Source organism: Cytobacillus sp. GQ23, assembly GCF_059758675.1.
Genome location: NZ_JCAXER010000033.1, coordinates 1 through 12,981, shown reverse-complemented (window position 1 = coordinate 12,981; position 12,981 = coordinate 1). Strand labels below are relative to the sequence as shown.

13 protein-coding genes are annotated in these 12,981 nt (G+C 42.3%); 8 read left to right on the top strand and 5 right to left on the bottom strand.

Going from position 1 to position 12,981, the window contains the following annotated elements; genetic code table 11:
• Positions 1-11: 11 nt before the first annotated feature.
• Both AC6CHU_RS22120 and AC6CHU_RS22115 read right to left on the bottom strand, forming a co-directional pair.
• Positions 12-887 carry a branched-chain amino acid ABC transporter permease gene (locus AC6CHU_RS22120; protein ID WP_048011758.1) on the bottom strand — a complete coding sequence of 292 codons (876 nt, stop codon included), beginning with the start codon at positions 885-887 and terminating at the stop codon, positions 12-14.
• 80 nt (positions 888-967) lie between these two features.
• On the bottom strand, positions 968-2,122 hold the full coding sequence (locus AC6CHU_RS22115) for an ABC transporter substrate-binding protein (protein ID WP_251283188.1): 1,155 nt from the start codon (positions 2,120-2,122) through the stop codon (positions 968-970).
• 262 nt (positions 2,123-2,384) lie between these two features.
• On the opposite strand from AC6CHU_RS22115, the gene AC6CHU_RS22110 reads away from it, so the two are divergent.
• The 3 genes from AC6CHU_RS22110 to AC6CHU_RS22100 all read left to right on the top strand — a co-directional run bounded on the left by AC6CHU_RS22110 (position 2,385) and on the right by AC6CHU_RS22100 (position 6,261).
• Positions 2,385-3,302, top strand: a complete 918-nt coding sequence (locus AC6CHU_RS22110; RefSeq protein ID WP_251283189.1) for a proline dehydrogenase family protein — start codon at positions 2,385-2,387, stop codon at positions 3,300-3,302.
• Positions 3,303-3,446: 144 nt separating this feature from the next.
• The gene (gene putP / locus AC6CHU_RS22105; protein WP_159861925.1) at positions 3,447-4,910 is read left to right on the top strand and encodes a sodium/proline symporter PutP; all 1,464 of its coding nucleotides are present in this window, start codon (positions 3,447-3,449) and stop codon (positions 4,908-4,910) included.
• Positions 4,911-5,031: 121 nt separating this feature from the next.
• On the top strand, positions 5,032-6,261 hold the full coding sequence (locus AC6CHU_RS22100) for a PucR family transcriptional regulator (protein ID WP_498122803.1): 1,230 nt from the start codon (positions 5,032-5,034) through the stop codon (positions 6,259-6,261).
• Positions 6,262-7,398: 1,137 nt separating this feature from the next.
• On the opposite strand, the gene AC6CHU_RS22095 is transcribed toward AC6CHU_RS22100, so the two are convergent.
• Positions 7,399-7,593: a hypothetical protein gene (locus AC6CHU_RS22095; RefSeq protein WP_498122801.1), complete on the bottom strand. Its 195-nt coding sequence runs from the start codon at positions 7,591-7,593 to the stop codon at positions 7,399-7,401.
• An 81-nt stretch (positions 7,594-7,674) separates the two neighbouring features.
• On the bottom strand, positions 7,675-7,860 hold the full coding sequence (locus tag AC6CHU_RS22090) for a histidine kinase (RefSeq protein ID WP_498122799.1): 186 nt from the start codon (positions 7,858-7,860) through the stop codon (positions 7,675-7,677).
• Between the two features lie 229 nt (positions 7,861-8,089).
• Between AC6CHU_RS22090 and AC6CHU_RS22085 the strand changes: the two genes are divergently transcribed.
• Positions 8,090-8,938: a YitT family protein gene (locus AC6CHU_RS22085; protein WP_159861929.1), complete on the top strand. Its 849-nt coding sequence runs from the start codon at positions 8,090-8,092 to the stop codon at positions 8,936-8,938.
• 46 nt (positions 8,939-8,984) lie between these two features.
• Here the strand turns inward: AC6CHU_RS22085 and AC6CHU_RS22080 are convergent, their stop codons facing one another.
• The gene (locus tag AC6CHU_RS22080) at positions 8,985-9,491 is read right to left on the bottom strand and encodes a ferritin (protein WP_159861930.1); all 507 of its coding nucleotides are present in this window, start codon (positions 9,489-9,491) and stop codon (positions 8,985-8,987) included.
• Between the two features lie 159 nt (positions 9,492-9,650).
• Here AC6CHU_RS22080 and AC6CHU_RS22075 point away from each other — a divergent pair, with 159 nt between their 5' ends.
• From AC6CHU_RS22075 to AC6CHU_RS22060, 4 genes are all read left to right on the top strand, one after another.
• Positions 9,651-10,283 (top strand): NAD(P)H-binding protein, encoded by a 633-nt coding sequence (locus tag AC6CHU_RS22075; RefSeq protein ID WP_159861931.1) that lies wholly within the window; start codon positions 9,651-9,653, stop codon positions 10,281-10,283.
• 13 nt (positions 10,284-10,296) lie between these two features.
• The gene (locus AC6CHU_RS22070) at positions 10,297-11,904 is read left to right on the top strand and encodes an FMN-binding glutamate synthase family protein (protein ID WP_159861932.1); all 1,608 of its coding nucleotides are present in this window, start codon (positions 10,297-10,299) and stop codon (positions 11,902-11,904) included.
• A 201-nt stretch (positions 11,905-12,105) separates the two neighbouring features.
• The gene (locus AC6CHU_RS22065) at positions 12,106-12,483 is read left to right on the top strand and encodes a hypothetical protein (protein WP_159862425.1); all 378 of its coding nucleotides are present in this window, start codon (positions 12,106-12,108) and stop codon (positions 12,481-12,483) included.
• A partial coding sequence (locus tag AC6CHU_RS22060) for a hypothetical protein (protein ID WP_159861933.1) occupies positions 12,480-12,981 on the top strand: 502 nt, incomplete at its 3' end. The genes AC6CHU_RS22065 and AC6CHU_RS22060, both read left to right, overlap by 4 nt.

Below are 12,981 nucleotides of genomic sequence, written 5' to 3'. Positions count from 1 at the left end.
AATTCACCTTCTTATGCTGAAATTTTTTGGCCAAACAATCCCTGCGGCCTGATGAGAAGTATGATGATAATGGCTGCAAAAGCGATTGCATCCTTGTATCCTGAATCGCCATAAACAACGACAAAGGTTTCGGCCAGACCAAGGATAAGGCCCCCTGCCATCGCTCCCTTGACATTCCCCATGCCGCCAAGAATGATGATGGCAAGTCCTTTCAGCCCAATGGATAATCCCATCTGCGGCGTTACAGAGTTAAAGGCCATCCCGACTAAGATCCCGGCAATTCCGCCCATCGCCGATGCGATAATAACCGTCATGGTAATGGTTCTTTTCACATCAACACCTAGGAGGCTTGCGGTTTCCAGATTTTCAGCAGTAGCTCTTAAGGCTTTTCCTGCTTTTGTTTTGCCCAGCCAAAAAGAAAGGGCATACATGAGAAGAACAGATATAACAAAGATGACAATTTGCACAAGATATACAGTTATCGAACCGATCTGAAAGCTTATTTCCGCAAAAGAAGCACGGAAAGGATGGTTGCCCGGGCCAAAAATATGGTGGGACAGATTTTCCAGAAGGATCGATACACCAATGGTACTGATCAATGGAGCCAGATGGGATACCCCCTGTTTATTCCGAAGCGGCCTCAGTGCAAATCGCTCAAGCAAATATCCCATAGCAGCCGTTACCGCTATCGCTGCCAGAAAGGCCAGCCAAAGCGGCCCTTTAAATGTAGAAGTGACAACAACACCAATAAAGGCGCCGAACATAAATATTTCTCCGTGTGCCATATTGATAATCCCAAGGACCCCGAAAACCAATGTAAACCCCAGTGCAACGATGGCATAAATGCTGCCAAGGGTAATTCCGTTTATTAATTGTTCGATTAACACGGCATTCACCTGCTTACTAGTAATTTTCTTAAAAGTAAGCTCTGGCACTGAAGGCGCCAGAGCTTCACTTTTGCTGCTTATTAATTAAATTCCTTAAATGCTCCGCCTTCAATAACCAGGACAGTCGGATCCATTACGACATCTCCTTCTTCATCGAAAGAGAACTCTCCAAGAATTCCGTTAAATCCTTTCACCTCAGCCAGGGCATCACGCAGGGCATCACGGTCAGCTTCACCGGCATTCTTCAATGCCTCAGCCATTATGTACAGAGCATCATACGCCTGTGCTGCAAACTGATCCGGTTTTTTGCCATATTCCTTTTCATATTTGCTTACAAATTCCTTGACCTTATCATCTTCTTTTTCGCCATACCATGGAGTTGCCACAATCAGGCCATTTGCTGCATCCCCTGCAATATTGATGACCTCAGGAGAATTGAATCCGTTTCCACCAACAAACGGAACATCAATGCCCATTTTTCTGGCCTGATCCATGATGACCGCCCCTTCATTGTACAGAGCTGAAGCCAGGATAAGGTCGGGCTTTAAACCTTTGATTTTTGTCAGCTGAGCATTATAATCTGATTGGCCTTTTTGGAACGTTTCAGTCGTTAAGATTTCAAGTCCCTTCTCTTCCGCTGCTTTTTTCATTGTGTCATAGCCCGATTTTGTAAAAACATCATCATTCCCATATAGAATTGCTACTTTTTTAGCATCATATTTTTCAATGGCTTTATCTATTGCAGCCGGAATCGCCAATGCTTCAGGAAGCGAGTTGCGGAAGACATAATCCCCAATTTGTGGAATCCCTTCTGCCGTTGTTGAAGTTCCCATGATCGGCACTCCGTTCAGATCGGCTTCAGGTCCAACTACATTCATTTCAGTACTTAAGGTAGGCCCGATAATGCCTGTCACATTCTCCGAATTCATAAGCTTTTGAGCTGCTGTCAATGCCTGATCCTGCTTGCCGGCAGAATCCTCAACTACAAGGTTTATCTTGACTTCACCCTTGCCATTGATTTCTTCCTGTGCAAGCTTTAAGCCATTTGTGATAGCTTCGCCATACGCTGCTCCCGGTCCGCTAATATAAGAAATAACTCCTATATCCGCTTTAACGACACCTCCGCTGCTTTCCCCATCCTCATCCCCTGCAGCCTGATTGCCGCCGCATGCTGAGAGGACAAGCAAACTGGACAATGCTGTAAATTGTGCGAATTTCTTCAACTGCTTTCTCATTTTCTCTAGCCCCCATTTTTCTGAAATAAATAAATATTCAAAACTATATTACTATTTAAATACAAAAGCTTGTCATTGTAAACAATAATATGGAAACTTTTCTTACATACTAAATTGAAACGGAATATGGAAAATGCAGCCTTTCATTGTCCTCTGTTAACAATAGAAATATAGAATCTTTGTTTTTTATGAACATTGTAGTACCTTGTCACAGAATTGTAAGATTAATCTAAAGATATAACCATTGGAGGTGCCGAAGAAAATGGAAGCGATTACAAGAGACTTTTTCCTATATTTATCTAAAAATAGCTTACTGAACAAAATCGCCCAGAACAAAGGCGGAAGTTTTGCGGCAGGAAAATTAATTGGCGGGGTTGATTTCAAGAGCAGCGTCCGCTTTATCAGGGACCTGAATAATCAAGGACTTTCTGTAACAGTGGACCATTTGGGAGAGTTTGTTGACTCCGTAGAAGTGGCAAACGAACGGACAGAGGAATGTATTTCAACTATTGAAATGATCAGCAAAGAAGGACTGGATTCACAAGTATCTCTAAAGATGACTTCTCTTGGCCTTGACATTGATCATGACCTTGTTGTGAAAAACATGACCAGAATTCTTGATACTGCCGAAAAGCATAAGATCATGGTGACCATCGATATGGAGGATGTTCCGCGCTGCCAGGCAACGATCGATTTGTTTAAACAGTTTAAAGAAAAGTACAGCTGTGTAAGCACCGTTCTTCAGGCCTACTTGTACCGGACTGAAAAAGACCTGGAGGATCTGGGGAAATACCAGCCATTTTTAAGAATGGTAAAAGGTGCTTATAAAGAAGCTCCGGAGCATGCATTTCCAGAGAAGACAGATGTTGATGAAAACTATAAGAAATTAATAGAACAAAGTCTCCTAAACGGAAACTATACGGCAATAGCTTCGCACGATGATCAGATCATCGAGTACACAAAAAAATTAGCGAAGAAACATAACATTTCAAACGATCGCTTTGAGTTTCAAATGCTTTATGGCATGAGGAATAAAACACAGCTGGAGCTGGCAAAGGAAGGCTATAAGATGCGAGTCTATGTGCCATACGGCATGGACTGGTACGGCTATTTCATGAGAAGGCTTGCTGAACGCCCCGCTAATATTGCTTTTGCTTTTAAGGGCATCTTCAAAAAATAATATTTTTCTTCCAAAATATTAAAATATTATTATAATTAAAATAAACTATTCATGATTTCTAGGTATTGAGAAAGCAAACTGCTGCTTTCTCATCACTTATTTTATCTAAATACTTTGTTAAACCAGTAAAAAGGAGGCTAACAAATGGATTATGCATTAATTATTTCTATTACCGTGTATATGATTGGGATGCTTTTGATTGGCTATTTTGCCTATAAACGGACTTCCAATCTTTCAGACTACATGCTCGGAGGACGAACATTGGGTCCTGCGGTAACTGCTTTAAGTGCTGGCGCATCCGATATGAGCGGCTGGCTGCTTATGGGCCTTCCGGGAGCCATGTATGCCACTGGCCTAAGCGCTTCCTGGATTGCAATCGGCTTAACTCTTGGGGCATGGGCGAACTGGCTTTATGTTGCTCCTAGGCTTCGCACGTATACTGAGGTAGCTAATGATTCTATTACTATACCTGGTTATTTAGAAAACCGTTTTGGGGATGCTTCTAAGATCCTGCGCTTGATTTCAGGATTAGTTATCTTAATTTTCTTTACCTTTTATGTGTCATCAGGCATGGTATCAGGAGGCGTCTTATTCCAAAGTACTTTTGGGCTGGATTACCACACAGGTTTATGGATCATTACAGGTGTTGTAGTAGCGTATACACTTTTTGGAGGGTTTCTGGCAGTTAGCTGGACAGACTTTGTTCAAGGTTTGATTATGTTTATTGCCCTCATTCTGGTACCACTTGTAACACTTTTCCATCTAGGAGGATTTGGGCCGGCAATTGATACTGCAAAAACAATCAATCCAGCTTTCCTCGATATTTTTAAAGGGACAAGTCTATTAGGAATCGTATCCCTTTTTGCATGGGGTCTTGGCTATTTTGGACAGCCTCATATTATCGTCCGATTTATGGCTATCAGTTCGGTTAAGGAAATCAAGAAGGCTACCCGAATTGGGATGGGCTGGATGATTTTCTCGAGTATTGGAGCTATGCTGACTGGTTTTGTCGGAATCGCCTATGTGGCTAATACAGGCATTTCAATAGAGGACCCTGAAACCATTTTCATTCTTCTTGGTGAAGTATTATTCCACCCGATCATTACCGGCTTTTTAATCTCGGCCATTCTTGCAGCTATCATGAGTACGATCTCATCGCAGCTGCTTGTTACATCAAGTTCATTAACGGAAGATTTATATAAAACATTCTTCCGCCGCTCAGCGACAGATAAAGAATTAGTTACAATTGGAAGATTATCAGTATTGCTGGTCTCTGTTATTGCATTGATAATCTCATGGGAGAAAAATGAAACGATTCTGGACCTTGTAGGGTATGCATGGGCTGGTTTTGGATCAGCTTTCGGACCGCTTATCATTCTCAGCTTATATTGGAAGCGGATGACAAGATGGGGAGCATTAGCCGGAATGATTGTTGGTGCCAGCACTGTCATCATTTGGTCACAAGCAGGATTATCTGATGTCCTTTATGAGATGATTCCAGGCTTCGCTGCCAGCTTAATCGCTATCATAGTGGTCAGCCTGCTAACTGCAAAACCATCGGCAGAAATCGAACAACAATTTACAGACTTTGAAAAATCCTTAAAATAATCTAAGCTTATCAGGACTTGGCTAGAAAAATGCCAGGTCCTTTTTCTATCGACAAAATTCGGGTGGTGCCTGTCACTGTTTTTCACTATAATAAGAAAAGCAATAAATAGGAGGTAGCTTAATGAGCCAGCCGCTGGAGAAAATCCTTAGTTTGACTAATATTGATGAAATCACAGAAATGGTCAGCACTTTTTTAAAGAAGCCAGTTGTCATCGAGGATGAGCAATTCTCGCTGCTGGCCTATAGCTCGTATTATATAGAACATTTTGATTTGGCAAACCAGCAGACTATTTTCTCGAAGAGATGGCCCATTCCTATTTTAGAGAAATTTATGGATGAAGGCATTGTTGATCAATTAAAGACTATTTCTGAACCATTCAGAATTAAGAAAATGGAAGAAATCGGCCTTAACCAGCGAGCAGTTGTAAGCGCTAAATATAAAGATCAGATACTTGGATTTATTTGGGTTCAGGAGTTGGATGGCTGTCTGTCAGAAAGCGATATGAAATTTCTGCATGACGTTTCTTTTCATATCGGTAAGCTGCTATATCAGGAAAACCTGAAAAAGCTTCGCAAAGAAGAAGAAAAGCATCAATTTTATCAAAAGATTATTGACCGGACCTATCAGACGGAAGATCAGATAAAATGGGAGGCTGCTAATGTTAAAATCATCCTCCCTGAGGCCTTTATCATTAATGTATTTACGGTCGTCCAGGGAGATGAAGAGCTGTTTGCGGAATTATCTGAAACTGTTCGGCTGTTCGCAAATGCTCTCAGCCATCCTTCTCACATTTTTACGAATCAGCATGAGATCATCGTTATGATTGGCAGCAGCTCTCCTGCACCCGGCAGCCTTTCAGAAGACGCACACGAATTAACCAACACGGTTCTAAGCCAATTCAGACAGCAGACTGTGTATGCGGGAATTGGAGGAGAATATGCCTCCATCCTAAAACTTCGCAAAAGCTATAGAGAGGCCCTGGAAGTTATTAAAGCCGCCAAATTCATTGGCTCACCTGAAGAACTGCCTTATGAATATAAAAAGCTCTGGGTATTCCGTTACCTGGAACCGATCGCCCAGCATAACAGCCAGACTAATTATGTAAACGAAGACCTGATGAAGCTGCAGAAAAAAGACCTGGAGAGCCAAACCAGCCTGCTAAAGACACTTGAAGTATATTTATTGAACAACTGCCGCCTTAAGCCGACAGCTGAACAGCTTTTCATCCATACCAATACATTAAAATACCGGATGAAACAAATTACTGATTTAACATCCATTGATTTTGATGACTTTAATACAAGGTGCCAGCTTTATATTGATTTACAGCTGCTTAAGCGGAAGAAATAGAATATGGGGGCGGCTGGCGGAGGGGATATTTACAATAGGATGTTTTGTTAGAGCGGTCTTGGTGACCGTTTTCTATTGTGTTTCCTCTTTTTCGGCTTCATGTAGCGATTATGGCGACCGTTTTTACCTGTGCTCCCTTTTTTTCGGCTTCATGAAGCGGTCATGGCGACCGTTTTCTTCTGCGCTTCCTTTTTTTCGGCTTTATGAAGTGATTATGGCGACCGTTTTCTTCTGCGCTTCCTTTTTTTCGGCTTTATGAAGCGATTATGGCGACCTTTTTTACCTGCGCTCCCTTTTTTTCGGCTTCATGAAGTGATTATGGCGACCGCTTTTACCTCCGCTTCCTTTTTTTCGGCTTCATGAAGCGATTATGGCGACTGTTTTCTTCTGCGCTCCTTTTTTTTCGGCTTCATGAAGTGATTATGACGACTGTTTTCTTCTGCGCTCCTTTTTTTTCGGCTTCATGAAGTGATTATGGCGACCGCTTTTACCTGCGCTTCCTTTTTTTCGGCTTCATGTAGCGATTATGGCGACCGCTTTTACCTCCGCTTCCTTTTTTTCGGCTTCATGAAGCAGCCATGGCGACCGCTTTTACCTCCGCTTCCTTTTTTTCGGCCTCATGAAGTGATTATGGCGACCGTTTTTACCTGCGCTTCCTTTTTTTCGGCTTCATGAAGCGGTCATGGCGACCGTTTTCTTCTGCGCTTCCTTTTTTTCGGCTTTATGAAGCGATTATGGCGACCGTTTTTACCTGCGCTTCCTTTTTTTCGGCCTCATGAAGCAGCCATGGCGACCGTTTTTACCTGCGCTTCCTTTTTTTCGGCTTCATGAAGCGGTCATGGCGACCGTTTTCTTCTGCGCTCCCTTTTTTTCGGCTTTATGAAGCGATTATGGCGACCGTTTTTACCTGCGCTTCCTTTTTTTCGGCCTCATGAACCGGCCATGGCGACCGTTTTCTTCTGTGCTTCCTTTTTTTCGGCTTCATGTAGCGCTCTAGGCGACCGATTCCCATGCGTTCACTAGCTTATCAAGGGCTTTGACGCCGCTTATTTTTAGTTCTATTGGATAATCGGTATCTATCCAATCTCTTGACACTGTTTATTACTAGTTTGGTTCAGCTTCGTACCTCTTTTTCCATCACCAGCTTCTAAACTTCCCAGGATTTTCAACTCTGATAGAAACAACCTCCCCGCAGCTTAAACAAAAACGATAGATTTTTAACGATCCGGCGGAGAGTTTTTTATTTAATGGTTTGATTGCCATAAAGTCGGTGCCTTCTGCAAAATCTGTTCCTTCACATCTTTGGCATTCTTTAACATGGTTCACTTTCATCAGCTCCCTTCACCTTATATACACAGTACAATTGTAAAAGTTCCAAAAAAAATGCCTGCCCCTTTCCAGGGAACAGGCATTTTATCGTTCTTCTTTTTCCGGCTTGAATAAAAAATAGGAGATAACCCCTGATAATAGTGCTGCACCGGCAGCTATCATCAAACGGATTATCAGGTCTATCTGCTGATAATCCTTATTCAGCATCCACATGGCAGCTCCGGCTACCAGTATCATAATGGGAGTAACAATAATCATTCTATTTTTCAAGATCTTTTACATCCTTTCGTGCACGTGCTAATCATATCTATTATAAAAGAATTATACAAAAATAGATAATAACATCCCCTAGTGCAACCCCTTCCAATTTTCATAATTATTAAACCTTATTTTTTTCCTCTCATTCCCTTTACAAAGGGGCTCGATGGGCTTTATAATCCCGTTGTTCCACTTTTTACGGATCTCGAAAAAATACACTATAAAAAAGGAGGTTGCGGCGATGCGGCAAAAACTGTTTTCTTTTATAATGATCAACCTGGGAGCTTTCCTGGTTTCGATAAATGTCCATTTTTTCTTATCCCCCAATAATTTAGCAACTGGAGGGGTCAGCGGATTGTCGATTATCATGAATGATTTATTCCCGGATTTCTCGATCGGTACTTTCATGATTCTTGTCAATTTAATTTTGTTTGCAGTTGGATTTGCATTTCTTGGGTCTGGTTTTGGGGCAAAAACCATTTATGCAAGCTTTGCTTTGTCCTTTTATGTATGGGCGCTTGAGAGGTTCGCCCCGATGGCTCAGCCGCTAAGCGATGACTTGCTTATTCAGCTGATTATTGGGCAATGCATCGCCGCAACCGGCATGGCTATTGTGTTTAACCAGCAGGCCTCCACTGGCGGTACAGATATCATCGCTATGATATTTAATAAATATTTAAATATTGAAGTTGGCAGAGGAGTGCTTCTGGCTGATTTAGCCATTGCCCTGTCTTCTGCCGTGCTTTTCGGCCCGCAAGTCGGGATGTATGCATTTTTTGGAGTCATTATTAATGGGTTTGTAATTGATTATGCACTTCAGCAATTCAATTCAAACAAAGAAATAGTGATTATCAGCCACCACAGTGATGAGATTAAAACCTATATTGTTCATGAACTGGGAAAGGGCGCAACCATTCACACGGCAACCGGTGCCTTCACTTCAGATAAAAAAGAAGTCATTACGACTATCCTGGGAAGAAAAGATTTTACAAAGCTGAAAAGCTATATTACTCAGGTTGATAATAAAGCATTTATCACTGTTCACACAATGAATGAAATTCTCGGCCAAAACTTTAAACGGCTGGCTTAATATTAAAAGCTTCATCCGCCATGGATGAAGCTTTTTTCATGAAATATTATTCTCCTTCCGGAGAAAATGTCCGCTTTGCCAATTCAGCTTCCAGCATGAAGAATGCATTGCTGTCATTATCGATACGCCTTAATTTCTGAATTAAGCTGTCGAACAGAGCCTCTTCCTCCACTTGTTCTTCGATAAACCATTTCAAAAAGGTCATTGTCGCATGCTCCCTCTCATCCAAAGCAATATCGGATAATTTGTAGATTCGGCTGGTGACTTCTTTTTCATGAGCCAGCCCTTTTTCAAATACATCCAAAACAGAGCTGAAATCATTATTGACCAGAGGGAACCCTTCAACAGTCACCCTCGCACCTATATCATTTAAAAATTGGTAGAATTTCATGGCATGAAAACGCTCTTCCTCCGCCTGAACCAAAAAGAAATTGGCGAATCCATCCAAATTTTCGGCAGAGCAGTAGGCCGCCATGGCTAAATAGGCATGTGCAGAATAAAATTCATAATTCATTTGGCTATTCAATTCTTGTATCAGTTTCTCGCTTAGCATCAAAATCCCTCCTATTATTTTTTTCCCCTTTTAAGGACACATCAAGCAGAAAACCTTAAAAATAATAAAATTCAATCGATTTTTAAAGGATTTAACCGTCTTTCCAGCCGGTTTTAAAACGGACTCTTGTGGAAAAAGGGTAAAAAAGGAGGCGTTAGCATGAAGGTGATTGTAATCGGTGCCAATGGAGATGTTGGTGAGCAGGTAATCAGGAAGCTCGCGGAAAGGAAGCATGAAGCTCTTGCTGTTGCTGCAAATGAAAACCAAATTGAAGATCTGGTCAAGCTGGGAGCAGCAGAGGCAATTGTTTATGACGAAGAAGAGCTTATCCCCTATCTTCAGGCATCAGATGCTGTGATTTATTTAACAGGCGTCAATCCTAAAAAACATACAGGCAAGACAGTTATGGTTGATCACCAATCTATATCGGATATCATCCGATTGGCGCAAAAAACAAATGTCAGGAGATTTGTGATGTTGAGTGCAGTTAAAGCAGAGGAACGCGAAACAGACCGTTCACGCAAAATTGCAGCGAAGGATCTTCCAGAGGATATGCTTAAAGCTGCCAATTTAGTGTACACTGTGATCCGAATTGGCCAATTAACGGACAATCCTGGGAACGGAACCATTACCCTGTCAGAGAAAATCCATGATCGAAGTGCAGAGATCCCGCGCGAGGATGCTGCTGAGGTTCTGGTGGAGTCCCTTGATAAAGAAGCGGCCTTTCATACAATCATTGAAGCAGCTTCTGGAGACACCCCTATCAGCACGGCTCTAAGCAAGTTCTATTAGAAGGAGGGATAAAATGAGTTTAACAGATTACCTTGTCATTGCATTATTTGTATTTATCTCATTGGTTATTTTTATACCTGTCATTCTATTTATCTATTGGTATATAAAAGATGACAGGCAGAAGCAGCACTCCATTCTGAGGAACTTCCCTGTAATTGGGAAGGTGCGGTACTTCACAGAAAATGTGGGCCCTGAGCTAAGACAATACCTGTTCAATAATGATACAGAAGGCAAGCCTTTTTCCAGAAAGGAATATCAGGATGTTGTCAAAGCCGGCAAATACAAGGAAAGATTAATAGGCTTCGGTTCAATAAGAGATTTTGATGAAGAAGGCTTTTATATACGAAATACCTTGTTCCCCAAACTGGTGGATGAAATGAAGGTGGATAATACAAGGAAAATCAACACACGTGTTTATAAGGTCGATGGGGATAATCTCTTTTCAAGAAAGGAGCACAGCGAAGAAAAATTGGCTGATCCCTACTATCTTCGGGATGAAGATGCGATTGTGCTGGGAGAAAAAAGCTGCCGTCAGCCGTTCAGGGTTAAAGGTCTTGTGGGACAATCGGCTATGAGCTATGGATCCCTTGGTGAAAAAGCTATCACTGCCCTTTCCAAAGGACTTGGCCTTGCTGGAGGAACCTGGATGAATACTGGTGAAGGCGGCCTGTCACAGTATCATTTGGCCGGCAGCCCGGACATCATTATGCAAATCGGGCCTGATATGTTCGGTGTCCGAAAGCCCAACGGGGAATTCTCATGGGAAGAATTTAAAAGGAAAAGTGAAATACCCGAGGTCAAGGCCTTTGAACTAAAGCTTGCGCAAGGCGCGAAAACCCGCGGCGGTCATGTAGAAGGCGAAAAAGTAACCGAAGAAATCGCGAGTATTCGGCTTGTTGAAGTCGGTAAAACCATTAACAGTCCAAACCGTTTCTATGAATTTGATGATGTCCCTTCCTTGTTCGACTTTATAGAGGAGCTTCGGAGTGTTGGCGGAAAACCTGTTGGAATGAAAATTGTCGTAGGTGACCTGGATGCTCTTGAAAATATGATTTCCTATATGAAGGAAAGCGGCAAAGGCCCTGATTTCATTACAGTGGATGGCGGTGAAGGCGGAACCGGTGCCACTTATCAGGAGCTAGCAGACAGTGTGGGACTCCCTATCCAGTCTGCGCTTACGGTTGTAGATGAAATGCTGAGAGGGTATGGGGTACGGGACCGTGTAAAAATTATCGCTTCCGGTAAATTAATCACTCCAGATAAAATTGCGATTGCCCTTGCGATGGGAGCAGACCTGGTCAATATTGCCCGCGGTTTTATGATCAGCGTCGGCTGTATTATGGCTGGAGTCTGCCATACCAATCACTGCCCGGCAGGGGTGGCGACAACCGACAAAAAGCTTCAGGATGGATTGATCGTGGAGGAAAAGCATTTCCGAGTCTGCAACTATGTCATTTCTCTCAGAGAAGGGTTATACAATCTGGCGGCTGCTGCAGGAATTGATAACCCCACCCAATTTGAAAGAAAACATATTGTCCATAAAGATAAATTTGGGAGAGTCTCTCCCATCGAAGATATCCTGCATGCAGCCAAACGCGCACAGCTGCAGAAAGAAAATTGAACAAATGGAGGCCCGGTCCTGGATGGCCCGGGTTTTTCTAAGTAATAAGATTTACCAGCAACACCTTTTTCTTACATAAAAACAGGACTATCGTGTTATTTTGAGGTTATCATTCGAAATCCCCCGTCAATAAAGGTATAATCTAATTTGGGAAAAAAATAGATACCTAGAAAAAGTGTTTACATAAGGGAGGATACTATGATGGGATGGGTAATTGCCATACTATTTGGTTCAGCAGTCGTGCTGCTCATTTTATCGTTTTTTAAAACGGCGCAGTCGAAATCTAATATTGAGCAGCAAATTGATCAGGTTACTTTTACACTAAAGAATGAAATTCATGAACTCCAGCAGCAAATCAGAAATATTGAATTGGACGCAGAGATTACAGCGAAGCAATCGGGAGCCATGAGCGGCCCTTCAGAAGAGAGACTTTTGCTGCGTGAAGTATTGGATATGCATAAACGCGGATATTCCAATGAAAGCATTGCATTAAAAAAACAGCTTACACCTAACGAGGTTGATCTGATGCTCTTGCCTTATACAGCGAACAAGGGCGAAAGGAGCATGGTTGCCCAATGACACCAAATTCCTTGCGCAGTTTTGCAGCGGGCCTTTTAGCGGCTGCCGTTTTGACCGGAAGCGTCTACCTTTTTGGGCCTTCTGAAGCCAAGAGCACAGAAAAGCCAGCTGACAAAACAGAGAAAGCGGAAAAGCTGTCAAAAGAAGAAATGATTGAACAGCTGACTGCTGAAGGCTACGTGATTAATACGGAAGATGAATGGAGCAAGCAGCTTGCCGCTGCAGCAAAGTCCAGCGAGAAAAAAGATGATAAATCAGAAAAGAAAACCGATGATAAAGCTGGCGAAAAAGTGGTTTACCGGACTATTTTAACCGTTTCAATGGGAATGACCAGCATTGATGTTGGGAACGCGCTTGAAAAAGCCCATATTATTGAAAGTGGAATCCAATTCTATAAAGATGTAGAAAAACGCGGTCTTGAGAATGATTTGCGTCCAGGCACTTTTGAAATAGAAAGCGGAATGACGACCGACGAAATCATCTCTGTTATTTTTAAAT

Excerpts from the sequence above, each read along its gene's own strand:
- AC6CHU_RS22065 (WP_159862425.1), top strand. The coding sequence starts at position 12,106 with ATGGGATGGGTAATTGCCATACTATTTGGTTCAGCAGTCGTGCTGCTC.
- AC6CHU_RS22080 (WP_159861930.1), bottom strand. The coding sequence starts at position 9,491 with ATGCTAAGCGAGAAACTGATACAAGAATTGAATAGCCAAATGAATTAT.
- AC6CHU_RS22075 (WP_159861931.1), top strand. The coding sequence starts at position 9,651 with ATGAAGGTGATTGTAATCGGTGCCAATGGAGATGTTGGTGAGCAGGTA.
- AC6CHU_RS22110 (WP_251283189.1), top strand. The coding sequence starts at position 2,385 with ATGGAAGCGATTACAAGAGACTTTTTCCTATATTTATCTAAAAATAGC.
- AC6CHU_RS22070 (WP_159861932.1), top strand. The coding sequence starts at position 10,297 with ATGAGTTTAACAGATTACCTTGTCATTGCATTATTTGTATTTATCTCA.
- AC6CHU_RS22085 (WP_159861929.1), top strand. The coding sequence starts at position 8,090 with ATGCGGCAAAAACTGTTTTCTTTTATAATGATCAACCTGGGAGCTTTC.
- AC6CHU_RS22100 (WP_498122803.1), top strand. The coding sequence starts at position 5,032 with ATGAGCCAGCCGCTGGAGAAAATCCTTAGTTTGACTAATATTGATGAA.
- AC6CHU_RS22115 (WP_251283188.1), bottom strand. The coding sequence starts at position 2,122 with ATGAGAAAGCAGTTGAAGAAATTCGCACAATTTACAGCATTGTCCAGT.
- AC6CHU_RS22095 (WP_498122801.1), bottom strand. The coding sequence starts at position 7,593 with ATGAAAGTGAACCATGTTAAAGAATGCCAAAGATGTGAAGGAACAGAT.
- putP (WP_159861925.1), top strand. The coding sequence starts at position 3,447 with ATGGATTATGCATTAATTATTTCTATTACCGTGTATATGATTGGGATG.